Source organism: Flavobacterium ginsenosidimutans, assembly GCF_003254625.1.
Lineage (GTDB): Bacteria > Bacteroidota > Bacteroidia > Flavobacteriales > Flavobacteriaceae > Flavobacterium > Flavobacterium ginsenosidimutans.
In genome coordinates this window covers 38,726-61,741 of the sequence record NZ_QJRJ01000069.1, presented here as the reverse complement: position 1 = coordinate 61,741, position 23,016 = coordinate 38,726, and the positions used below count along the sequence as shown (strand labels likewise).

The 23,016-nt window shown below is 30.4% G+C and carries 21 protein-coding genes and 1 pseudogene; 7 read left to right on the top strand and 15 right to left on the bottom strand.

Annotation, left to right across the window (positions count from 1 at the left end):
* Window positions 1-18: 18 nt before the first annotated feature.
* The 12 genes from DM444_RS04270 to DM444_RS04215 form a co-directional block, all read right to left on the bottom strand.
* Window positions 19-1,143, bottom strand: coding sequence for a glycosyltransferase (locus DM444_RS04270; protein ID WP_111284321.1), 1,125 nt, complete (start codon window positions 1,141-1,143; stop codon window positions 19-21).
* On the bottom strand, window positions 1,124-2,368 hold the full coding sequence (locus tag DM444_RS04265) for an O-antigen ligase family protein (protein ID WP_111284319.1): 1,245 nt from the start codon (window positions 2,366-2,368) through the stop codon (window positions 1,124-1,126). Before DM444_RS04265 ends, DM444_RS04270 begins: the two co-directional genes overlap by 20 nt.
* Window positions 2,365-3,498, bottom strand: coding sequence for a glycosyltransferase (locus tag DM444_RS04260; protein ID WP_111284317.1), 1,134 nt, complete (start codon window positions 3,496-3,498; stop codon window positions 2,365-2,367). The genes DM444_RS04265 and DM444_RS04260 overlap by 4 nt, the downstream gene beginning before the upstream one ends.
* Window positions 3,476-4,675, bottom strand: coding sequence for an oligosaccharide repeat unit polymerase (locus DM444_RS04255; RefSeq protein ID WP_162614915.1), 1,200 nt, complete (start codon window positions 4,673-4,675; stop codon window positions 3,476-3,478). Before DM444_RS04255 ends, DM444_RS04260 begins: the two co-directional genes overlap by 23 nt.
* A 122-nt stretch (window positions 4,676-4,797) precedes the next feature.
* On the bottom strand, window positions 4,798-5,787 hold the full coding sequence (locus DM444_RS04250; protein WP_111284313.1) for a glycosyltransferase family 2 protein: 990 nt from the start codon (window positions 5,785-5,787) through the stop codon (window positions 4,798-4,800).
* Window positions 5,784-7,019 carry an oligosaccharide flippase family protein gene (locus tag DM444_RS04245; RefSeq protein ID WP_162614914.1) on the bottom strand — a complete coding sequence of 412 codons (1,236 nt, stop codon included), beginning with the start codon at window positions 7,017-7,019 and terminating at the stop codon, window positions 5,784-5,786. The genes DM444_RS04250 and DM444_RS04245 overlap by 4 nt, the downstream gene beginning before the upstream one ends.
* Window positions 7,020-7,087: 68 nt before the next feature.
* Window positions 7,088-7,597: a hypothetical protein gene (locus DM444_RS04240; RefSeq protein WP_111284309.1), complete on the bottom strand. Its 510-nt coding sequence runs from the start codon at window positions 7,595-7,597 to the stop codon at window positions 7,088-7,090.
* A gap of 87 nt (window positions 7,598-7,684) precedes the next feature.
* Entirely contained in the window at window positions 7,685-8,668 is a 984-nt protein-coding gene (locus DM444_RS04235; RefSeq protein ID WP_111284307.1) for a hypothetical protein, read from the bottom strand.
* A gap of 8 nt (window positions 8,669-8,676) precedes the next feature.
* Window positions 8,677-10,356 (bottom strand): DUF6909 family protein, encoded by a 1,680-nt coding sequence (locus DM444_RS04230; protein ID WP_111284305.1) that lies wholly within the window; start codon window positions 10,354-10,356, stop codon window positions 8,677-8,679.
* Window positions 10,357-10,484: 128 nt separating this feature from the next.
* Entirely contained in the window at window positions 10,485-11,084 is a 600-nt protein-coding gene (locus DM444_RS04225; RefSeq protein WP_111284516.1) for a transposase, read from the bottom strand.
* Window positions 11,085-11,151: 67 nt separating this feature from the next.
* Complete coding sequence (locus tag DM444_RS04220) at window positions 11,152-12,639, bottom strand: GH3 auxin-responsive promoter family protein (RefSeq protein WP_111284303.1); 1,488 nt, start codon at window positions 12,637-12,639, stop codon at window positions 11,152-11,154.
* 11 nt (window positions 12,640-12,650) lie between these two features.
* The gene (locus DM444_RS04215) at window positions 12,651-13,157 is read right to left on the bottom strand and encodes a peptidase (protein ID WP_111284301.1); all 507 of its coding nucleotides are present in this window, start codon (window positions 13,155-13,157) and stop codon (window positions 12,651-12,653) included.
* A 212-nt stretch (window positions 13,158-13,369) separates the two neighbouring features.
* On the opposite strand from DM444_RS04215, the gene DM444_RS04210 reads away from it, so the two are divergent.
* The 3 genes and pseudogenes from DM444_RS04210 (at window position 13,370) to DM444_RS24080 (ending at window position 15,051) form a co-directional block, all read left to right on the top strand.
* A complete protein-coding gene (locus tag DM444_RS04210) occupies window positions 13,370-13,549 on the top strand; it encodes a Sec-independent protein translocase subunit TatA/TatB (RefSeq protein WP_111284299.1) in 180 nt (59 codons plus the stop codon).
* Between the two features lie 173 nt (window positions 13,550-13,722).
* A pseudogene (locus tag DM444_RS04205) lies at window positions 13,723-14,733 on the top strand (glycosyl hydrolase family 8); the annotation flags it as partial.
* Window positions 14,734-14,814: 81 nt separating this feature from the next.
* On the top strand, window positions 14,815-15,051 hold the full coding sequence (locus DM444_RS24080) for a T9SS type A sorting domain-containing protein (RefSeq protein WP_394364515.1): 237 nt from the start codon (window positions 14,815-14,817) through the stop codon (window positions 15,049-15,051).
* A gap of 79 nt (window positions 15,052-15,130) precedes the next feature.
* Here DM444_RS24080 and DM444_RS04200 read toward each other — a convergent pair whose 3' ends face one another.
* Window positions 15,131-17,254, bottom strand: coding sequence for a Tex family protein (locus tag DM444_RS04200; RefSeq protein WP_111284297.1), 2,124 nt, complete (start codon window positions 17,252-17,254; stop codon window positions 15,131-15,133).
* 117 nt (window positions 17,255-17,371) lie between these two features.
* Between DM444_RS04200 and DM444_RS04195 the strand changes: the two genes are divergently transcribed.
* Window positions 17,372-17,641: a DUF1294 domain-containing protein gene (locus DM444_RS04195; protein WP_111284296.1), complete on the top strand. Its 270-nt coding sequence runs from the start codon at window positions 17,372-17,374 to the stop codon at window positions 17,639-17,641.
* A 153-nt stretch (window positions 17,642-17,794) separates the two neighbouring features.
* Here the strand turns inward: DM444_RS04195 and rpiB are convergent, their stop codons facing one another.
* Together rpiB and DM444_RS04185 are read right to left on the bottom strand one after the other, a co-directional pair.
* The gene (gene rpiB, locus DM444_RS04190) at window positions 17,795-18,226 is read right to left on the bottom strand and encodes a ribose 5-phosphate isomerase B (RefSeq protein ID WP_111284295.1); all 432 of its coding nucleotides are present in this window, start codon (window positions 18,224-18,226) and stop codon (window positions 17,795-17,797) included.
* 801 nt (window positions 18,227-19,027) lie between these two features.
* Complete coding sequence (locus tag DM444_RS04185; RefSeq protein ID WP_111284293.1) at window positions 19,028-19,261, bottom strand: putative signal transducing protein; 234 nt, start codon at window positions 19,259-19,261, stop codon at window positions 19,028-19,030.
* Window positions 19,262-19,371: 110 nt separating this feature from the next.
* On the opposite strand from DM444_RS04185, the gene rnr reads away from it, so the two are divergent.
* From rnr to DM444_RS04170, 3 genes are read left to right on the top strand one after another with little or no spacing between them, the layout of a single operon-like run.
* Window positions 19,372-21,552, top strand: coding sequence for a ribonuclease R (gene rnr / locus DM444_RS04180; protein ID WP_111284291.1), 2,181 nt, complete (start codon window positions 19,372-19,374; stop codon window positions 21,550-21,552).
* Between the two features lie 22 nt (window positions 21,553-21,574).
* A complete protein-coding gene (locus tag DM444_RS04175; protein WP_111284289.1) occupies window positions 21,575-22,243 on the top strand; it encodes a head GIN domain-containing protein in 669 nt (222 codons plus the stop codon).
* 13 nt (window positions 22,244-22,256) lie between these two features.
* The gene (locus DM444_RS04170) at window positions 22,257-22,937 is read left to right on the top strand and encodes a LysE family translocator (RefSeq protein ID WP_111284514.1); all 681 of its coding nucleotides are present in this window, start codon (window positions 22,257-22,259) and stop codon (window positions 22,935-22,937) included.
* The last annotated feature ends 79 nt before the right edge of the window (window positions 22,938-23,016 follow it).

Sequence of the window (23,016 nt, the reverse complement as noted above, 5' to 3'; positions counted from 1 at the left end):
TTCAGTTATATTCTCAATTTATCTTTCTTTCATTGATTGTTGATGTTCTTTAAATTTTCTTTCGACAAACTCTTTTATCTCTTTTTCAAATCGTTCTTTAGAGAATATAAGAGCATGCTGTCGGATTATTTTTGGATCAAATTTTTTCGTTCCAAATTCAATTACTGCTTCTTTTATTTTTTTAGAAGATTGTTCTTCAAAGAAAATGCCTGTTTGATTTTCGATAACGGTTTCAAGAGTTCCACCTTTTTTTAATGCAATAACGGGAGTTCCGCAAGCTTGTGCTTCGACAGGAATTATACCAAAATCTTCTTCGGCAGCAAAAACAAACGCTTTTGCTTTCTGCATTAGGGTTCGAAGTTTTTTATTTTCCACAAAGCCAACGAATTCAATATTACTTTTAGCAATTTTTTGCAATTTTTCTAGTTCTGGCCCTTCACCTGCGACAATCAATTTTAGATGAGGCATTTCATTAAAAGCTTCTATAATTAATTGCGTTTTTTTGTATGGAACTAATCGAGAAGCCGTCAAATAATATTCTTCTTTTTCTTCTTCTAAAGTAAAAAAATCAACATCGACTGGCGGGTAAATTACAACCGAATCTTTATCGTATGTTTTTTTAATTCGTTGCGCAATATGTTTAGAATTAGCAATAAAATAATCAACGTTTTCAGAGTTGGAAAGATCCCATTTCTGGATTTTATCCAAAACCGATTTTGCGTAAAGTCCCTTTAAACCTTTAGATAATCCAGCATCTTTTAAATACTGTTCTCTTAAATCCCAAGCATAACGCATTGGAGAATGACAATAACAAATATGTAACTGTTTTTTTTCAACCTTAATTCCTTTTGCAACTGCTGATGATGAACTGATTATTAAATCATAATCGCTTAAATCAAATTGTTCTATAGCAATTGGAAATAATTGCAAAAATTTGCGATGATTTTTTTTTACAGTTGGTAGTTTTTGAATAAAACTAGTTTTTGCTTTTTTACCATTTAGAATAAACTTACGATCCTCATCATTCAAAAAATCAATAAGCGCAAAATGGTCGAAATCATTCCAAATTGCGTTTATAGAATGAATGACTTTTTCAGCTCCTCCATTTACATAATACCAATCGCTAACTAGTGCTTTTTTCAAAATAGTCTATTCTGTTAATAAAAAAAAGTGTGTTATAAAAAGTAAAAAATACAACACCAATTTGTCGGTCAAATATATTCTCAGTTACCATTGCCATCATAATCAAGAATAGAAAAATACAATAAGACAGACTCATGTTTTTGATTCCCCAAAGTAAAAAAACAAAAAAAAGAGCCAAGCCAAATATACCATATTTAAGCCAAATATCTAGATACTGATTGTGCGAATTGTAATCCTTGCTGGAATAATCGTCATAGTTTTTATAAGTATAACCTGAGTAACAATCGTTTAATCTTTTTTGGACATTTCCTGGTCCAACACCTAATATCCAATTCTCTTTCAAAATCAAATTAACGCAATGATAAATACCATATCTAAAATTAACTTCTTCTGATTTTTGATCTTTATTAGGCAGTACAAGTTTTGTATTACGAATTTCATCTATTCTTTTTTTTGAAGAAGGAATCGTAAATACTAACAAAACAGATGATATTATAATTGCTAAAAATCCTATTTTAATCCAAACTTTTGATGTCTTTTTGAAAACCAAAAAAAGTGAAACGACAATAAATAACACAAGAGAAAGTCTTGCTGCGAAAGTAATAACAGAAAAAATCAATATACTGATTCCTAAACATCTGCATATAGTAATATAGTTTAACTTGATCTGATTATTAAAAATATCATTTAAAATCATCAAGCTTGAGAAAACAAATAGCATTCCTAAATAAGGCAAATGAATTTTAGAAATATCACTGAAAAAGTTTCTTATAATTGGATTATAATAAGTATCTGATTCCATTACTTCATTATATCCTTTAGATAAAATTATAATCCAGATATATAAAGCCAAAATGATGTTTGAAATTATAAAAACGTTTATTGATTTTTTTAAAGTGCTTTCATAGAAAAATTTCCTATTGATAATCATAAATAAAGGAAAAATCAAAAAAGATATGTTTTTTTCTAAAAACCTAGTCGCAAGCTTTTTATCTTCAATAAAGAAAAAACTAAGTAGAAAAACCAGGTAATAACTCGTAAGAACCAATATATTAATTTTGTCTCTTTTTTGAAGAAATTTATAACTTCTCTCAGAAATCATAATTATCAAAGAAAGAATACTCCATAAAATAATAGCAAGCACACTTTTCTTTAATCCAAGAACAGGAAAAGAAGCCAAAAATATAGTGGCATAGTTATAAAAATCTATCTTATTCTTTTTCATTTTTTCAATTCCTTTTTTAGAATAGACAAGTAGTTATTAGTATTTAAAAATTCTTGTGCTTTCTTTATCATTGTTTGTTTTTCCTCAATTTTCATGTCAAAGGCTTTCAAAATTGCATTTAAAAAATCTTGTGGAGAATTGGCTTTTAAATACATTTCATTTTCAATCAAACCAGTTCCTTCAGCTCCAACATCAGAAGAAATTAGAAGCAGGCCATTTCGAATAGCATTTATTGATTTTAACTTTACTCCTGCTCCATGCAGCATAGGATTAATAAAAATTGTTGACTCTGAATAGCAATCCGCCAAATCTTCCTGATTTAATCGAACCTCAACATTTGAATAATTCTTAAAAATATCTAGGTATCTCTTAGGCTCAAAATCTCCCGTACTTCCAGCAACTATCAGTTTATAATTTTTTTCGTTGCCCAATAAAATGTGCACATTCTGTAAATACCAAATTATTGCTTCTAAATTATTCGGCATGAATAAAGCTCCTATAAAAAGAACATTTTTATTAGATAATTCTTGCTCTACAAAACCGTCATTAATAGCTGTAGGCAAGTGTATAGATTTGTTTTTTAATATTGGATTAGCATTAATTTCTTTGTTAGAAATAAACCAAAGCTTATCTGCTCTTTTAAAAACTGCTTCTGAATATGATTTAAACTTAAATGCTTCAAAATAATAATAAACTTTATCAATGTATTTTTTTGAGCTTTTGGCCAGTTGATAAAAATAATTTGATTCGTTATTATGCACCCTAACAATGATATGATTTGCTTTGAAACTTCCGTTTTCTAAAATCATTCCAACAGACTCCGATTCTAAAATTGCAAAATCGTAAATACCTTTTAAAGGTATTGCTTTAAGCGATTTTCTAGAAACAACCTGAAGCGGTTTTTTTAGTAACAAATTTGATATCTTGTTTTTTCGAGGCACAATTATAATTTCATTTACAAATTGTTTCATGTACTCAATATCTTCTTTCAGCGGAGATTCTTTACATGTACATATTAGATCAATGTCATGTCCTAATGATTTTATTCCTTTTATACGCTCCAAAACATCAAAAGCGCCACCAAAATGGGCTGGATAAGGAAAAAAACTAGCTATAATAATCACCTTCATCTTTCAATTTTTTATTATTTAGCTGACTTTGTAATACATCTAGAAAAGCCATCAAAAACCAAACTTCATATTTTATGTAAAATGTGATATAAATTACTCCTGCTAAAATGCAAAACAGAAGAGGAACTTTTACAAAAAAGAAATTTGGATTGCTGAATTTAGAAAAAAAGAAATACCTCTTTATAAAAAACTGGTAAAAGAAAATTAAAAAACCGATACCTCCATACATTAAATTATCAAAAAATTCGGTCTTTGTTGACAATGCTTTTGTAGTTGTTAAATAGCTTTTTATTTCTTGCAAATTCAATGTGCTAACCCAAGAAGTATTTATTATATCTCTTATTGATTCCGGAAAATAATAAATAAAACCACTCCAACCAACTCCAAAAGGATGGATTACAAAAATCTTGATTGAAGAAAGATAGGATGTCAGTCTTGTTCCAAAGGTAATACTCGAATGAAATTGTTCATCTATGTTTTTTTGTAAAATCACCAATACAAAAATGATCAGTAAAACTAAAATTGGTGAGCCAATGAGAAAAGCTTTTTTCAGTTTATTATGATTGTACATATACTTTATTGTCATTGGCAAAACCGAAATAATTATCAATAACAAGTATCCTTTTGATTCGCTAAAAAGGGTATAATAAAGAAATATAAAGGCTGAAATAAAATATACTCTTTGTTTTAGTTTTTTCGATTTCTCTAAATAGTTTACTAGGAAAATTGGAATAAAAATAAAAAATGTAAGTACTGTTCCTATCCAGCTTTCTTCATACGTAAATAATCGTACTCTATAATATTTTAAATTATCTGAATGTAAAAAAGACGCTAAAATGGTTTCTCTTTTCAAAAAAATAACTTCAAAAAATAAATAAACAGCTATTATTATTTGAAGACAAAAAAGAGCATTAAAAAAGTAATCAAAACTGTTTTTTCCTTGGCTAAATAACAAATAAACAAACTGATAAAAAACCAATATACATAGCGGATATACAAACAATTTTATCATTTTGACAATAATATTTTCTCCTAATGCTAGCAATGAGCCATTGTTATAATATACAATCGGAATAAATATTAAGGATATTATTAATACATAAAGTATATAATAAATGAAGTATCTCGTATATTTTGAAAGCATTAGTTTTTGGTGCATTAATATATAAGCTAACATTGGAATTGTTAGAAATATAATTGGCGAACGCGCTATTTCTCCAAAGAAATTCACCAACGGAAAGTCCTGATACAAAGCCAATAAAAGCACAATAAAAAATAATAATGTTTTTACCTTTATTTTCATTTGTTAAATGTAATCTTTAGCAATTCTACACCAAGTTTAAATTTTCCTTTTCTAACTCTATTCAATATCAATAATAAACTGGAGATATAAAATCTTAATTTCAGTCTATAATATTTTTTTACAAAAATCTTTCTGCTCTTAAATATTTGTACTTCTGAGAAAAAACTTTTTTTCTTAGAATCATACGATGAACCAATACTAGCTCCTTCTTTATGAAACACTAGAGAATCTGGACACCAATCTAAAAACCAGCCTTTTTCTTGTGCACGATACGCCCAATCTAATTCTTCATAATACAAAAAAAAGTCTTCGTTTAAAGTTCCTACTTCTTTCAAAAATTTATATGTTACAAACATTGAAGCGCCAATTACATAATCAATTTTTTCAAATTTTGATTTGGATTTTATTGTAGACTCTCCTTCTCCTATATGTTCTGAAATAAAGAATTTTTTATTAAATCTACCACCAACTGCTTGCAAACTATCTCGCTTAAAATAGTATATTAATTTACTGCCTAATATACCTATTTTTGAATGCTGATTCTGCATCAGATAAAGAATCTGTTCTTTTAGAGAATCTTTATCAACTATTGTATCATTATTTAACAGCCATATATAAGAATCACCTTTTTGAGCATCCAAAATAGCTCTTAAACCAATATTATTTCCTGATGCAAATCCTTTGTTTTTTTCTGATTTTATGAAAACAATTTGTTTTTGATTTTCAATAAGATTTAGTCTTTTTTCGTCTGTTTGATCAAATTCAATTTTTTTTAAAGAAGCCCAATCTAACAAATTTTGAAATGGAGATTCGATTTCACTATTATCAATTACCAAAACTTGATAATTAGAATAATTTATTTCTAAAAGACTCTCTATACATTCTATAGTATCTGGAGTTCTTCTATAATTTAGAATAACGATATATACCTTAGGATTCAAATCTTTAGTACTAAAATCATTTGTTAAATTCGTTTTTATAGTCATTCTTTGAAAAGTGCTAAACTTGATATTATAATCGATACTGTTATAAATATTTCGACTATATATAAAGAAATTATACTTCCTTGAAGACTAAAATTTTCTGTCAAAAAATAACATCCAAAAAACATTACGAGAGCTCCTAAAAATGATATCTGAGCAATTTTTCTTTGTTTATTCTTTAATATCAACATCTGATAAAATGGAATATTTAACGCAACTATCAAAGAGACAAATAAAATAGGTGTACAGAATAAAAGAGAAGTCATTAATTTTTTCTCAAGATTAAACTCATCTATAAAAAATAATGAAACTAAATATAGAACTATAACCACAAAAGTTAAAAATAAGATATTAGCACCGTTCATTTTTTTTAAATAAGAGACTGCTTCTTTTTTGTTATTAAAGTAAATGCTGCAAAATTTTGGAAAACTCACATTAAAAAATACGGTCAAATAACTTCTTAATACGCTTAAAAACATATCGCCTATTTTATAAATTCCAGCGTAAAAATCTCCCAAAATATATTTTATAATCAGAATAGGAAAATTTGTGTAAACTGCTATTGATAAATTTGAAACTACGATAGGATATTCTCTTTTTACACTATCAATCAATGTCTTTTTAGAAATTGATAATAGGGACATTTTATATTCTTTAAATATCTGAAAGTAATAATAGGAGTAAACTAGCGTGTTACCTATTCCTAAGAAAAAAATCACATATACATAATCTGATTTTTGCTTAACAAATAAATAAACCAAAAGGATATAAATTGCTTTAGAAACTATTATTAGTCTATTAATTTGTTTAAAATTTTCAATTCCAATATAAAACCAAATCGGATTAAAAAATTGTGACATCAACAGAAATGATCCAAAAAGGTATAAATTGATATCTAAATTAGGAATAAAAACTAAAATGAAAATAAGACAAGTTATAATAAACAGTAGCGCAATAAAACGAAACGCATAGGTAACATTAAGATACTGTGAGATTCGATTTTTGTTTTCTAGATTTGAACTTATTTCTTTAACTCCTAAAAGTTTAGAGCCGAAATCTATAAATATTTCCAGAATTATAAAAATAGAGGTTGCCGCACCTATTTTTCCCCATTGTTCAATTCCACAAACAGATATTACATAAGGAGCAACAAGTAAAGGAGCTAATAAATTAACAAACTGACCTGATCCAAATATTATATAATTTTGGATCTCTTTAAATTCAATTTTTTTCAAATTCATTAGCTTAGGAAGTGTATCCAAAAACAAAAAAACTACTTCTCAATTTGAAGTAGTTTCTTTATTTATTGTGTAATTTTTACTAATTGAATGGCTAGTTCATCATTACCCATTAAAAAAGGATCATACTTATCATTAATAACATTCAGTTTATATCCAAAATAGCTAGGATCCCAAGTGACAAATTCATTAGGATAAAAATATTTAGTATATTTCTCTAAATCCCCATTGATAATCTTTAACTTGTATTTTACTGAAATGTTTTTTATTGTAACATTAGTTTGCGTTGGATTAAAACCTAAATCAACTCTTATGTTTTCTGGAACAACTTTCTCAGGAAAATCTACCACAATCTTCTGCATTTCTTTAGAAGCATATACCGGAATCGAAACAGAATTATCATCTTTCCATACATCGCCCGATATTAAATAAAAGACTTGAAGTTTGTCATTCTTTTCAAAAACACCTTCAATAATAACCGAAAAATTTTTCTTTTCTTTTACTACTTTTTCTTCTTTACATGAACTAAAAAGAAGTCCACAAATTAAAACTGAAATTATAAATTTTATCTTCATTTAAAGTTTTTTGCGCAAAAATATGCCTTTTTACTATTGAATATTATACGGTCGTGGTATTTTTTAAAAAACCCAAACCTCAAAATTTTAAGCTCCTTGAAAATCCTTTTGCCTTCTATAAAATTTAATAAAAGACCTATAGAATATAAAAAGTAAAACAAATAAAACTGGCAAGATAAATTTCAAATACTTCTCTGTAATTTTTTCATACTCTATATTAGTTGTAATACTGCTCTCTTTAATTATTTTGTCATAAGCAATCAATTCTATTTTATGGATTGCCTGCTCATTAATTAATGTTTCTTTTGTTTTAATAATATCATTTAATTGGGTATTTTCATTGTAATACACCAATTTATCATTTTTAGCACCGCTATTTGTTGATTTCGAAAAGTTATCTAAAAGACCATCAATTTGTTTAATAATCGTATCATTTTTTCTCATTTTTAGCTGAATATTTTCATACGACTCTTTTTGGATTTTACTGTAATAATCAGATGCATTAAAATATTTCAAAAATGGTTTAACCAGCTTTTCTTCAGATGTTTTGTTTTTTGTGGTTAAAACGATAGTCTGATAGGTATAATTTTTACTTGTTATATTTTCTTGAAGCACTTTTTTAATGTCCCCATCTTCGGCCATTAATTTTATCAATTCAAAATTTTCTGGTTTATTGTTGATAAAATTGTACACATCTGCAATTGGTTCAATTTCGATCTTTTTCAAGTTATCAGGATTTTGGATTCCTACGATATTTTTTAAAAATAAAGTATCTCCTTCCTTAATCTTAGCATCAATTAACTCGATTTTAGAATACAGATAATCTGTACTACCAAAATTTGGTGCCACAATAATTTGATGCTGATAGCTTTTTTTATAGCTTTCTAATAAAAATCCTGTCCCAAAACCTACAACAATTAAAATAAGGACAGTAACCCAATTCTTCACAAAAAATTGAATACTTTTAAAAATAGAAGTACTAACTCGGTCAAAAAAATTGCCGATTTTTTTTGAAATCTGAGCCAAATCAATCTCTTGATCTTCTGTATTCTGAGGTACTTTTGTACTCATTTAAAGTGTTATTTTATATTGAAAATCTGCTCTAAAATTTTAATTGTAATCAAATAAGTTGGTTTAACTCCGGTTGTTCCCAATCCGCCAGAAGCCAAAGTGCTTCCTGTTTCCAAAGGATTGTCTGAAGCATAGTATGCATAACGAACTTTAACATCATGCGGTACACTTTTTCTAATTTTTGATGCCGACTGAATTGCTTTTTGGTAATAAGATCCTTCCATCTCAAGACCAATTACTCCCCAAGTCGATTCGTGGAAAAACTTCAATAAATCTCTGTTTTGCAACGAAGTTCCTAAAACGGTAACCATCGCGCCTTCATAAATATCAATTTCATTTCCTTCGAACATTGCGCCGGTAAGTTCATTTTCGAAAAAATAATTATCGGCTGTTCCTTCATTTATATGTGCTGTCGGAATCATGATATCTCCTTTTCCGCCTTCCAAAATTCCAGCTTTACCCATAATCGAAACCGATTTTACATTTAGTAAAGTTTCCTTTTTATAAGGTTTTAAAAGTTCATCGATTGTTTCATACGCCTGTTCACCAAAAGCATAATCCATTACGATAATAACAGGTTTATCTTCACCTACATTAGCGTGAGAAAAGGCTGTTTTTGACCAGTCAATTTTAGCTGTATCAAAAATCTGAACATCGATATTTGTTCCTGAACAATCTAGCAACGAAATCATTCCGTTTTTTAAAGCCAAATCTTCAACTTGAGATCTAATTTCCTTTGAACCAGAACTGCTTAATTCTTCATAAATAAAGAAATCTGTTTTTCCTTTAAATTTAGTTTTCAGCAAAGGCGTTGCAAAAATTGAATTCATCACACTGTGCATATTGGCACTGATTATGTGAATTGGTCTTTTCAACAAATCGTTTGCTTTAAGAACTTCTTTTATGTTAGTTGCCCAAATTTCTCCGTGAATATGATGTCCAAGGCGCTCACGTAAAACTGGACTAAAAGTAATTGTACGTTTATTGTTTTCAACAATTTCTTCAATTGCTAATTTTCCTAACCAATAAATAACATGCAAGAAACGATCTGGCGCAGTTTCTGAGCCAAAAGCATCGTAAATATCTAAAACTTCTTCAAAAGTTCTAGCTAAAATATTTGCAACGTGCGAAATTGCTTTTTCTTTTTCAATCTGTGTCAGCTTTTTGGTTTGCATTACAGCTTGTTCCAATTTCTGCCAATCACGAGAAACCTCTCCTCCATCATCAATTAAAACTCTGTTTTTAATTTTATGAGATTCAATGAAAATAAAAGTCAAATGCGTTAGAATATCATAAATGTCCGAACGTCCGCGCGTGATTTCGACATTCATTTGTTCTTCGTCAATTCTATAGCAGTTTCTTCTTCTTTTTGGAGGAACAATTGGTTGGAAATGCGATTTAGAATATCCTTCGTCTGAAGTTAAATTGATAAAACGGCATTGTTCAATTCCTATTGGAAGACGCTCAATAACGTATAAAAGTCCGTTTAACTCTACTTTTTCTTCAGCAATATTCCCGTAGATTTCAGGACGTAAAGCCAGTAATGATTCGCGTAAACTGTCGCCAGAAACTCCCATTGGTTTGTAAAAACCACGGTTGAATAAATGGCGCATTGTAATGTACATTTTTTCTATCGCCGCAGATGATTCCTGCGCTCTAGATCTTGATATATGTTTGGTTTCTTTCATGCTTTTTTATTTTAGAATCATCTTTTTGAGAAGATAATTCAAGTATTTCGATAAACGAAAGTAGGAAATATTAATATTATTTCAATTGAAAACTAAAAATGTCATTTAATTATAACGTTTATTTCAAATTAGGATTTACCATCTGTTTTAAATTTATCCTTTGCCCAATTTTCTGGATTTGAAACAATGTAATCAGAAATTCTTTGATATTGATTATTGTCTCTAATGATATTATCATAAAATAATTTTTGCCATTGATGTGGATATCCCAATCTATTGGCGTGTTTTGTTACGGCAGATTTATATGATCCAACAATTGACGAAATGGTATTTTTTCCAATGTTTTGAAAACGTTGTGAACCTGGTTTATTGAATTCGACGATCGGTGGTAGAGGCAGGGCATGCCCTGTCTCTACGTTGTTTGTATTATCAACATTTACATTATCCAATTGTTTGTCAATAATCAAAATTCCATGAATATGATTTGGCATCACCACAAAATCACCCAATTCAACATTTTTATTGTGTATCGGAATTTGATGCCACAATAAATCGGCAATAATGCCAACTCCTGATAAAATCATTTTATTATTTTGAATTTCTCCAAAATAATGTTTTCTATCCTGTGTACAAATTGTTATAAAATACGCTCCATTCCAACCATAATCCCACCATTGGGCTCTTATTGAAGGAATACGATATTTATTTTGAAATTTTCCTTGACTCATAATTTTCATTTACTTATCCATCTAAATTCATTGGATAAATAACTGATTAATCTAGGAAATAGTATTTTTATTTTGTAAGATTATCCGCAATATCTCTATTGTTTGATAATCTAGGAATTTTATTCTGCCCGCCCAATTTTCCTTGTGATTTCATGTAATCTTGGAATCCATTTTTAGAAACTTTCGTGACAACTACTTTTCTTAAAACATTTCCGGTAATTAAATCGTCGTAATAAATATTTTGCTTTCGCATTGAATTGTCAATCGTTTCAGCAAAAACTTCCATGTTTTCAGGCTCTTTTTCAAATTCGATCAGCCATTCGTGATACGGAAGTCCATTTGAAGGATTTATTTGCGGTGCCACTGTAAATTCGTTGATCACAATATTAGTAGAATTTACCGCTTCTTTCATCGCATTTTCAACTTCATTAGCAATAACGTGTTCTCCAAAAGCTGAAATATAATGTTTAATACGACCCGAAACTATAACACGATGCGGAGCCAAAGAGGTAAACTGAATCGTGTCGCCAATATTATAACGCCAAAGTCCTGCATTGGTCGAAATAATTAAAACGTAGTTTACTCCAACCTCAACTTCACCAATTGTTAGCGCTTTTGGGTTTTCGCTAAAAAATTCATCTGCTTTTATAAACTCGTAGAAAATTCCAGAATTTAATAACAAAAGCATTCCTTTTTCTTTCTGCGAATCTTGATACGCAAAAAATCCTTCAGAAGCTGGAAACAATTCTATACTGTCCACTTTTCGGCCAATCATGTTTTCAAATTTGGCGCGATAAGGTTCGTAATTAACACCTCCGTAAATGAACAAATTAAAGTTTTTGAATATCTCGCCAATCTTTTTTCCTCCGCTTTTCTTTTCTAAACGTTCAAAATACATTTGAACCCAAGACGGAATTCCAGAAATAACAGACATATCTTCTTTTATTGTCTCCTCTACTATTGCATCTACTTTAGTTTCCCAATCGTCAATACAATTGGTTTCCCAAGATGGCATTCTGTTTTTCTGTAAATATTTCGGAACAAAATGCGCTACAATTCCCGAAAGTCTGCCAAATTTAATTCCATATTTCTCGGTTAAAATGGGACTTCCCTGCAAAAAGATCATTTTTCCGTCAACAAAATCTGCATTTCCAGTTTCATTAATATAATGTAGGATCGCATTTCGTGCTGCTTCTATATGATAAGGCATCGATTCTTTGGTCAGCGGAATAAATTTTGCTCCAGACGTTGTTCCCGAAGTTTTAGCAAAATATAATGGCTTTCCCTTCCATAAAATATCTGATTCGCCTTTTACGACCTTTTCTACATAAGATTTTAAATCTTCATAATCTCTTATAGGAACAAGTCTCTGAAAATCTTCAAAAGTCTTTATTTGATCGAAATGATGGTCTTTTCCAAATTCGGTATTTTGAGCATTTTCGATTAAACTTTTAAAAACCTTTTGCTGGGTTTCAACTGGTTTTTCGGCCCATCTAAGCGTTTGTTTGTATATTTTTCGGGCAAAAATTTTCGCCGCAATTGACTTAATTGACATTTTCAGTGGTATTATTTTTTGTCACTTTTCTTTTTGTCTTGAGATTTTGCCTTCAGCTCCTTTTCAGTTTGAGCAACATCTTCTCTTAATTTTATTTCAGCATCTGAGGCTTTAATATTTAAATCTGAAGCATCTTCAACTGATTCCGCTTTTATTGAATCTTTATTGAATTTTGAATATTCTAATTCTCCCTTTAAAACTTTCTGAATTCCTTTTATATAAGCTTCATTTTGTCTCAAAGCCGTTTCTAAAGAATCTGATTTAATTGCCAGTTTTGTGGCATTTCGTTTCAATTCTGTAGAAGAATATCCAGGAATAAATTCGCGAAGCGGAGTAAATGCAATAATGAAAGTAGTAACCAAAATTAGAAATATTCCTCCTAAAGTAAACGTTACAAAGACATTCATTAAAGTAAGCCTAAAAGAAAATATCTCTTCAAAAGTGTCTTCATTTAAAATTACCAATCGGTTTTTAATAAACAGTTTTTTCCTAAAATTCTTTTTCTTTTTATTAGTCATTATGCTTCTTTATGCTAGCAAATATAGTAATTAATCATCATGAATTTTGTTCGAAAAATTTCATGAAGAGCTATAATTTACGATTTTATAAAATATTTAACGTGGTCTGGAACAAATATTTTAAACTAAAAATACTTCTATTTCGTATATTTCTATATACCTTTGCGGTATAATTAAGATAAACAATTTGCTTCGGCATTAAATATACAGTCATGGGAAGATTAGGTCTTACAGAAATCCTTGTAATAGTAGGTATTGTGATTTTACTTTTTGGAGGTAAAAAAATTCCAGAATTAATGAAAGGTTTAGGAAGTGGTATTAAAGAATTTAAAAACGCTGCTAAAGACGATCAACCTGCTGCTCCTAAAAAACAAGAGGAAGAAACAAAATAAGAAATTCGAAAAACTTATTAAATCCCAAATTACAAATGTAGTTTGGGATTTTTTTTATATCTCAAATTTCCTACTTTTAGAGTCCCAAATTTTTAGATATGAAAAACTTACTTTTAGTGATGGCTTTTCTGCTCACAGCAGAAAGTCAGTCGTAAACTCAGCCTTTTCCCGCCAATAAGGTGCACGGAAACGGACTGATGGCTGTCCCCAAAAACAGTCTGGATGCACAAAACAATTACAATACCTGGAAAAACAATTTTGTCGAAGACTGTAATAATGGTCGGTACAGAGTAAAATTTGACAATACCAGTGAAACCGTTTCCGAAGGTATCGCATACGGAATGCTACTTTCTGCTTACATGGCCGATAAAACGCTCTTTGATGGATTTTGGCTTTACTACAAAGACAATGTGAATGGAAATGGTGTTATGAATTGGAAAATAAACGGTTGTTCCGGAGCAAAAGAAAATAATGGAGCTACAGATGCAGAACTGGATGCAGCATTTGCTTTAATTGTTGCCGATTATCAATGGGCAAGCACCGGAAACATCAATTACAAAAGTGATGCAACAACTCTTATTACAGCAATTAAAAATCATGAAGTTGAAGCCAATACTTTTGTTTTAAAACCTGGCGATCAATTCGGCGGAAGCCAAATCACCAATATATCGTACTTCTCTCCTGCTTATTTCAGAGCTTTTGGTGTTTTCACTAACGATACTGCATTTTGGAATCAAGTTGCCTCTAAAGCTTATACCGTTATCAATAATAATTTGACACAAAATAATGCCGTAGGCGGTTTAGTTTCTGACTGGTGTGAAGCTTCTGGAGCTTATGCTCCCATTGCTGTAAATTATGGATTTAACCAAGCTGGAAAAACCTATTCTTATGATGCCGCAAGAACTCCTTGGAGAATTGCAGTTGACTATGTTTGGTACGGAACTCCAGATGCCAAAACATACTTGAAAAAATCATCTGATTTTGTTCGTGTCAATCTTGGCGGTTCGGCAAACATCAAAGATGGCTATAACCAAAACGGAACTGTAAGCGGGCAATGGCATAATGCTACTTTTGTAGGTGCATTTGCCTGCGCTGCAATGGCTGGCGAAAATCAAGCGCATTTAGATGATTCTTATACCGATCTTAATAACCTCAACGAACCAAACAGTTATTTTAATCAGACCCTTAAAACATTATACTCCTTTTTATTAACTGGTAATTTCTATTTACCGCTAAACGCCACATTATCTAATGATACTTTCGATATTGAAAAATCTACAGTCACGCTTTACCCCAATCCGAGTGCTGATCGAATCACTATTAAGGCACCTCAGCAGTGTATTATCTCAATAATTTCTCCTTCTGGAAGTATTATTCATCAACAAAAATCAATTTCAGATTTGACAGAAATAAACTTAGCCAATCAATCAAAAGGCGTTTATTTTGTAAAAATATCCAATGAAGATTTTAAAAGTGTCACCAAAAAAGTGATTTTGAAATAATTCTAAATCAAAAACTCCCAAATTACGAATTGTAATTTGGGAGTTTTTTTATTTTTAAGATTCCAAATGTTTTGAAATTTTATAAAATCATAGTCAACTGAATTCTCTTTCTATCTTCATCAACCTCAGTCACTTTTACATCAACATGCTGGTGCAGTTTCACTACTTCGTTAACATCGCTTACATAACCCGATTTTAATTGAGAAATATGCACTAAACCACTTTCTTTAATTCCGATGTCAACAAAACAGCCAAAGTTGGTGATGTTATTAACAATTCCTGGAAGAATCATTCCCGTTTTTACATCTTTAATCGATTTTACGTTTGCGTCAAATTCAAAAACCTTAGCCGACTTTCTTGGATCCAATCCAGGCTTTTCAAGCTCTTTTATAATATCTTTCAGCGTCAGTAAACCAATTTCAGGTGTTACATACTTTTCTGGCTTAATAAGCGCTGTTTTCTCTTTATTCGCAATTAAGTCATTCAAAGAAATATTCAAATCCTTCGCCATTTTTTCAACAACCGGATAAGCCTCTGGATGCACCGCCGAATTATCCAACGGATTTTTAGCATTTGTAATTCTGATAAATGCTGCTCCCTGCTGATACGCTTTATCTCCTAGACGTGGCACTTTTTTCAACTGTTTTCTGTCTTCAAAAGGTCCGTTTTCAGAACGATATTGTACAATGTTTTCCGCCAGCTTCTCCCCGATTCCACTCACATAACTTAATAAGTGTTTACTTGCCGTGTTGATGTTAATTCCAACCGAGTTTACGCAACGAATAACCGTATTATCTAATTCTTCTTTTAATTTAGTTTGGTCAACATCGTGCTGATATTGTCCAACACCAATTGCTTTAGGATCAATTTTTACCAATTCGGCTAGCGGATCTGAAAGTCGTCTTCCAATAGAAACCGATCCACGAACCGTTACATCGTAATTTGGAAATTCTTCTCTCGCAATTTTTGAAGCTGAATATACTGAAGCTCCAGCTTCTGAAACAATAAAAACCTGCACAGGTTTGTCAAACGCAATTTTTTTGATGAAAAATTCAGTTTCACGAGAAGCCGTTCCGTTTCCAATAGAAATTGCATCGATTTGATACGCATTTACCATCGAACGGATTTTCTTGATTGCCATCGATTCCTCATTTTGAGGCGCGTGCGGATAAATCGTTTCGTTGTATAATAAATCACCTTTTTCGTCTAGACAAACGACTTTACAGCCACTTCTAAATCCTGGGTCGATTGCCAAAATACGTTTTTCTCCCAACGGCGGAGCTAATAATAACTGACCTAAATTGTTTGCAAAAACCTGAATAGAATTGGCATCGGCTTTTGCTTTTGCTTCTTGTAACGTTTCGTTTCCAATTGCTGGATTCAATAAACGTTTATAACTATCTTCAATCGCCAGCTGTAAATGCGCTGTTGTATTATTTTGTTTTTTAATGATGATTTCGTCAATAACATCGTATGCATCGTCAATATCAACATCAATTTTCATTTTGATAAAACCTTCATTTTCTGCACGTAGCATTGCCAGTAAACGGTGAGCTGGTGCTTTTGTCAATGGTTCTTCCCAATCAAAATACTGCTCGAATTTTTTTGCTCCTTCTTCCTCTGCTTTCTTTTTAACCACTTTTGTAGCAATAGTCGCTTTTCGCTGAAACAATCTACGAAGCTGTTTACGAACATAAATATTTTCGTTGATCCATTCCGCTACAATATCTCTTGCGCCTTGAATAGCTGCTTCTTCATTGATAACATTTTCATTGATATATTGTGTCGAAATAAAATCAATATCAGCATCACTTTCAGATATAATCAGTTTTGCTAAAGGTTCTAAACCGAATTCGCGCGCCACATCGGCCTTTGTTTTTTTCTTCTTTTTATAAGGAAGGTAAAAATCTTCAATTTCCTGCAAATCAAAACTATCTTCGATCTTTTTCTTCAATTCTGGCGTAAGTGCTTTTTGCTCTTCGATCAATTTTAAAACTGCTTCTTTACGTTTTATAAGTGTATCGTATTCTTTCTGCAATTTAGCAATCAGCTCAATAACAGTTTCATCAAGGTTTCCGGTTGCATCTTTTCGGTAACGCGAAATAAACGGAATCGTACAGTCTTCCTCTAATAATTTTACTGTGTTTTGAATACTGACTGCGGGCGCCTGCACAGACTTGGCAATGAATTGAATATTAGTCATACTTTTTAATGAAATAAATTCTTAATTATAAGTTGATATAATTTACTTGTTAAAACTGTCTTGCAAATTAATCAAACATTTGGCTAAAATAATATCTTTGTTTTTAATTTTAAGACAATGGAAGTTTTATTACTATATTTTTTATTTATAAATGTTCTCGTTTTTATTTTTGCTGGATATGACAAATTCCAAGCTCGAAAAAATAAAAGACGAATTCCCGAAAATACCTTGTTTTTAATGGCTTTAATAGGTGGTTCTCTAGGGTTATTAACAGCAATGTTGTTATTTAGACATAAAACGAGTAAAACTTCTTTTATTGTAAAGTTCGTTCTGATTTTAGTAATTCAAGCTGCACTTATAATCGCCTTTTTAAACTACAAAAAGTAGATATTAACATTGTTGATAACTCAAAAAATGATGTTTTTAAGGTAATTTAAATAACTGAATTTCAAATCATTAAACAAAAAAAAGGGCAAATTAAAAAATCCGCCCGGTGTGTTTATTAAATAGGTGCGAAGCACCGAATTTTTTTTTGACTTTTTACGAACAAGCAATTTTATTCACTCTATTTTGGTGTCTTCCACCTTCAAAAGCTGTATTCAAGAAAGTTTCAACAATTTCAACCGCTTGATGAATCGATGTAAATCTCGCTGGAATACTTACAATGTTTGCATCGTTATGTAAACGAGTTAAATAAGCAATTTCTTTAGTCCAGCATAAACCAGCTCTTACTTTAGGATGTTTATTAACAGTCATTGCAATTCCATTTCCGCTTCCGCAGATAACGATTCCAAAATCAGCTTTTCCTTCAGATACATCATTTGCAACTGGATGTCCAAAATCTGGATAATCTACAGAAGCATCAGTATCTGTACCATAGTTAGTTACCTCATATCCTTTTGCTGTAAGCCATTCAACAATTGCTTTTTTATATTCTGGACCTGCGTGATCGTTTCCTATCGAAATTTTCATTTTTCTATACTATTAAGTTGTGTGATGCAAATTTACTCAATAAATAAATGTTCGCCACGAATTACACCAATTTTCACAAATTATTTTCTTTTTCAATACTATATAAACATTCTAATATAAGTTTGCGTAGATTCTTCAAATTCATTTCAAAAAACAAGAATCACAACTATCTTACTGTCAAAACCTTATAGGTTATTAACAATTTTGATAACTCTATAACTATCTCATAATCAATAAAGAATAAACAAAATATTTGTTAAAATTTTGAGGTGTTAATAGGAGTTTGTAATTGCTTGATATTCAATTAACTTTAAGTTAACAGAAAATGTTAATAAGTTCGAAAAGAAAATTAGAAGTTTTTTTTGGTTGTTTCAAAAAAATACCTAATCCAAAACTGGATTTAAATATGCAAGAAAAGTTTCGTGAATTTTTAGAAAAGTTATCAATACCAAAAACACCATTTTCAACAGAAATCAACATATCAACTTATCTACAAAATCAATTCAAATTTGGTTGTCAACCGTTGTTAATTAAAATACAAAAAGTCTTATAAATTAATCATTTAACTAAAAATAAATATGTTGATAACTCAGAATAAATAAGTAAAACGAGATTTCAATGACTTCAAAAAAAAAATTATTCGACATATTAACACACTATAATAACCATCAAATTTTTTTAAATTTTTAAAAATCTTTTTTGTTGTATTTAATATATGTTGAAAACTAAAAAAGTTGAAAAGGAAAAAAAAATTTTTTTGAATTGAATTTGACTCTGTTTTTAGTTCGTTTGAATTTTGTTTCAGACTATTTTGAGAGGATTGTTGAGATTGTCCAGTATTTCTTGAACTTGTTCGAAATCGTTTGGATGAACTTTGAGTTTGATTCCGCCCAGTGCTGCTGAGTATAATGGAACGACGGAGAGCGTCATTTCGTTTTCGAAAAAATAAGGGATTCCTTCTTGTTCTAGTAAGTGTTTGAGAACCACGGTTTCGTGCAGATAATTGAATACGGCAATCGTTTTGAAGCTTTCCATTTTAGGTCTTTTTGTAAATGTACGAAAAGTTATATTTTTAATAATTCTATTTGTTAAAAAGTATTATCTGATTTCTTATTTGTAATTTTAAACCTTATAAGAAAAGATATATGAGTAAGAAAATTAGAAAGCCGATAAAAAAGGAGAAAGATTTCTCTGGAAAAATACTTAAGATTTTATCGCAAAATGCTAATAAACCTTTCAATTACAAACAAATAGGAGCAAAGCTAGAATTAGACGATACAAAAAGCAGAAATCAGATTATAAAAGATTTAAAGATTCTTGCAGCTCAGAAGAAAATTATAGAAACAGAACCTGGAAAGTACTTAATTAAAGCAGTTAGTCAGGATTACTACGAAGGAACAATAGATATGACGAGCAGGAAAACGGCATATTTTATTTGTGATGAGTTTGAAGAAGATGTTTTTATTCCGACCAATAATTTGAATCGTGCATTAGACAAAGACAAAGTAAAAGTTTATGTTTATAACAGAAGAAAAGGAAAAAGACCTGAAGGTGAAGTAATTGAAGTTATAGAAAGAGATAAAACAGAGTTTGTTGGTGTAATTGATATGCAGCCAAATTTTGCTTTTGTTTCTACTGCAAATCCTAAAATGTATACCGATATTTTTATCCCTAAAGATAAAATTGGTGAAGCAGAAAACGGTGATGTTGTTTTAGTTAAGATTGAAGATTGGCCAAAAAGAGCCGATAGTCCGTTTGGATCTGTAATTAGAGTTTTAGGAAAACCTGGTGAACATAATACTGAAATTCATGCTATTCTAGCAGAATATGGATTGCCTGCAGATTTCCCTGTTGAAGTTGAAGTTTTTGCACAAAAACTGGATACTTCGATTCAGGAATCTGAGATTGCAAAACGTCGTGATATGCGCGATACGCTTACATTTACGATTGATCCAAAAGATGCAAAAGATTTTGATGATGCCTTGTCATTCAAAAAATTAGAGAATGGAAACTTTGAAATTGGTATTCACATTGCCGATGTTTCATACTATTTGGAAGAAGGAACAATCCTAGATGATGAAGCTTATCAGCGTGCTACTTCGGTTTATTTGGTAGATAGAGTAGTACCAATGCTTCCTGAAGTTTTGTCTAACTTTGCTTGTTCGTTACGTCCAAATGAGGAGAAATATACTTTCTCTGCTATATTTGAAGTTTCTCCAACTGCGCAAGTTATTAACCAATGGTTTGGAAGAACAGTAATTTATTCAGATCAGCGTTTTGCTTATGAAGAAGCACAATATATCATTGAAACAAAAGATAATACCATTCCGGTTGATGTTTCTATTACTGAAGAATCGTATGTGGTTTCAGATGAAATTAGAGAAGCTACTTTGAAACTAGATGAATTAGCTAAGATTTTAAGAAAGAAAAGAATGCAGCAAGGTGCTATTTCTTTTGATAAAGTTGAAGTGAAATTTAATCTTAACGAAGAAGGAGAACCAGAAGGAGTATATTTTAAAATATCAAAAGATGCCAATCATTTGATTGAAGAATTTATGCTTTTGGCTAACAGAAAAGTAGCAGAATACATTGGAAAACAAAAGAAAACATTTGTTTACCGTATTCACGACGAACCAAATGAAGATAAGTTAATTGCAATGCAAACCGTAATTGCTAAATTTGGTTATAAGATTGATTTTAGAACAAAAGGTGATATAGCCAAATCAATAAATGCTTTAATGGAAGAAGTAAACGGTAAGAAAGAACAAAATCTTATTGATACTCTTGCTATTAGAAGTATGAGCAAAGCCAAATATTCGACTGATAATATTGGTCATTATGGTTTAGCTTTTGATTATTACAGCCATTTTACATCGCCAATTCGTCGTTATCCAGACGTTATGGTACACAGATTGCTACAGTATTATTTAGACGGAGGAGCTTCTGTAGATGAAGAAACTTACGAAACCAAATGTCTGCATTGTTCAAACATGGAAAACTTAGCAACAAATGCTGAGCGTGACAGTATTAAGTACATGCAGGTTAAATACATGCAGGATCATCAGGACGAAGAATTCCTTGGTGTTATTTCTGGTGTTACAGAATGGGGAATTTATGTTGAAATCGTTTCTAACAAATGCGAAGGAATGGTAAGAATCAGAGAAATAAAAGAGGATTACTATACTTTTGACGAAAGGCAATATGCTTTGGTTGGAGCTAATTCAAATAATTTATTGCAGTTAGGAGACGAAATTTATGTTAAAGTAAAAAATGCAGATTTAGTTAAAAAACAACTTGATTTTCATTTTTTAAGAAGAGCACAATAAGTATTAATTTAAAAATAAAAGTATGAGAAAGCTAATTATTGGAGTAGCAATTTTATTTGTACAAATGTCTTTTGGTCAGGTTACCAAAGAGTTAGGAGATTTTGATACCGTTAAAGTATTTGATAAATTAAGTGTAAAATTAATTCAAGGATCTGAAAATAAAATTGTTATAAAAGGCGCAAGAGAAGCAGAAGTAGAAGCTGTTAATAAAAATGGTATCTTGAAACTAAGAATGCCTTTTCCAAAACTTCTTTCAGGAAATGATCTTGATATCACTTTGTATTACAAACATATAGAACTGATTGATGTTAATGAAGGAGCAACTGTAACAAGCAATGAAGCTATCAAAGCAACTTCATTTAAAGTAAGTGCACAAGAAGGTGGAATTATTAATGTTGATTTAAATGTTGATAAACTTAAAGTAAGCTCTGTTTCAGGAGGTTCGATTACTTTGACTGGAAAAGCAGAAAATCAGGTTGCAAGTTTAGGAGCTGGCGGTTATTTGTTGGCAAGTAAATTAAATACATCTCAGACTACTGTAAGCGTTTCTGCGGGAGGAAAAGCTGATGTTAATGCTTCAACCCTTGTCGATGCAAAAGTGAGCGCAGGAGGCTCTATTTATATTTATGGGAAACCGAAACAAATTAATCAGAAAACAGTTTTTGGAGGTAAAATCGAAGAAGTAAAATAACACAAGATATTTGATGATAAATGATATTCTGGCTGGACTGCCATGGGGACTTGTTCTTAGCTTTATGGTAGGTCCAGTATTTTTTGTTCTATTAGAAACCAGTATTACAAAAGGATTTAGAGCTGCAATTGCTTTTGATTTTGGAGTAGTATTAGGCGATATTTTTTTTATTGCTATAGCATATTTAGGAAGTTATAGATTGATTTCCAGTTTAAAAGATAAACCTGCACTCTTTATTTTTGGGGGAATAATTATGCTATCGTACGGCATTATTTCATTTGTAAAATTGAAAAAAGAGGAAAAAATTAATGACGAAGAAATTGATCGTGATATCTTAAAAAGAAACTACGGAAGTTTATTTGCAAAAGGTTTTTTACTAAACGTTATCAACATTGGTGTACTTGGTTTCTGGCTTGCTGTTATTATTTCGGTTGGACCAAAATTAGAAATGCAGAATTCAAGAATGTTCACTTTTTTTGCTGCAGTGATTATAACTTATTTATTAGTTGACTGCATTAAAATTTTGTTAGCCAAACAATTAAAATCTAAAATGACACCAACTAATATTCTTAAAATTAAAAAGGGTATTAGTATTGTTTTAATGGTTTTTGGATTTGTATTAATGATCCAAGGCTGGTTTCCAAAAGAAAAAGAAATGGTTAAAAATGCTTTTGAAAAAATAGAAAATAAGTAGTTGTTAATAACTCAAAAATATAAAATTAAACCTCTGAATTTCAGAGGTTTTTTTGTGTTTATAAGTCATTGCGAGGAAC

Excerpts from the sequence above, each read along its gene's own strand:
- DM444_RS04265 (WP_111284319.1), bottom strand. The coding sequence starts at position 2,368 with ATGAAAAAGAATAAGATAGATTTTTATAACTATGCCACTATATTTTTG.
- DM444_RS04260 (WP_111284317.1), bottom strand. The coding sequence starts at position 3,498 with ATGAAGGTGATTATTATAGCTAGTTTTTTTCCTTATCCAGCCCATTTT.
- DM444_RS04255 (WP_162614915.1), bottom strand. The coding sequence starts at position 4,675 with ATGTTAGCTTATATATTAATGCACCAAAAACTAATGCTTTCAAAATAT.
- DM444_RS04250 (WP_111284313.1), bottom strand. The coding sequence starts at position 5,787 with ATGACTATAAAAACGAATTTAACAAATGATTTTAGTACTAAAGATTTG.
- DM444_RS04240 (WP_111284309.1), bottom strand. The coding sequence starts at position 7,597 with ATGAAGATAAAATTTATAATTTCAGTTTTAATTTGTGGACTTCTTTTT.
- DM444_RS04235 (WP_111284307.1), bottom strand. The coding sequence starts at position 8,668 with ATGAGTACAAAAGTACCTCAGAATACAGAAGATCAAGAGATTGATTTG.
- DM444_RS04230 (WP_111284305.1), bottom strand. The coding sequence starts at position 10,356 with ATGAAAGAAACCAAACATATATCAAGATCTAGAGCGCAGGAATCATCT.
- DM444_RS04225 (WP_111284516.1), bottom strand. The coding sequence starts at position 11,084 with ATGAGTCAAGGAAAATTTCAAAATAAATATCGTATTCCTTCAATAAGA.
- DM444_RS04220 (WP_111284303.1), bottom strand. The coding sequence starts at position 12,639 with ATGTCAATTAAGTCAATTGCGGCGAAAATTTTTGCCCGAAAAATATAC.
- DM444_RS04215 (WP_111284301.1), bottom strand. The coding sequence starts at position 13,157 with ATGACTAATAAAAAGAAAAAGAATTTTAGGAAAAAACTGTTTATTAAA.
- DM444_RS04210 (WP_111284299.1), top strand. The coding sequence starts at position 13,370 with ATGGGAAGATTAGGTCTTACAGAAATCCTTGTAATAGTAGGTATTGTG.
- DM444_RS04200 (WP_111284297.1), bottom strand. The coding sequence starts at position 17,254 with ATGACTAATATTCAATTCATTGCCAAGTCTGTGCAGGCGCCCGCAGTC.
- DM444_RS04195 (WP_111284296.1), top strand. The coding sequence starts at position 17,372 with ATGGAAGTTTTATTACTATATTTTTTATTTATAAATGTTCTCGTTTTT.
- rpiB (WP_111284295.1), bottom strand. The coding sequence starts at position 18,226 with ATGAAAATTTCGATAGGAAACGATCACGCAGGTCCAGAATATAAAAAA.
- DM444_RS04185 (WP_111284293.1), bottom strand. The coding sequence starts at position 19,261 with ATGGAAAGCTTCAAAACGATTGCCGTATTCAATTATCTGCACGAAACC.
- rnr (WP_111284291.1), top strand. The coding sequence starts at position 19,372 with ATGAGTAAGAAAATTAGAAAGCCGATAAAAAAGGAGAAAGATTTCTCT.
- DM444_RS04175 (WP_111284289.1), top strand. The coding sequence starts at position 21,575 with ATGAGAAAGCTAATTATTGGAGTAGCAATTTTATTTGTACAAATGTCT.
- DM444_RS04170 (WP_111284514.1), top strand. The coding sequence starts at position 22,257 with ATGATAAATGATATTCTGGCTGGACTGCCATGGGGACTTGTTCTTAGC.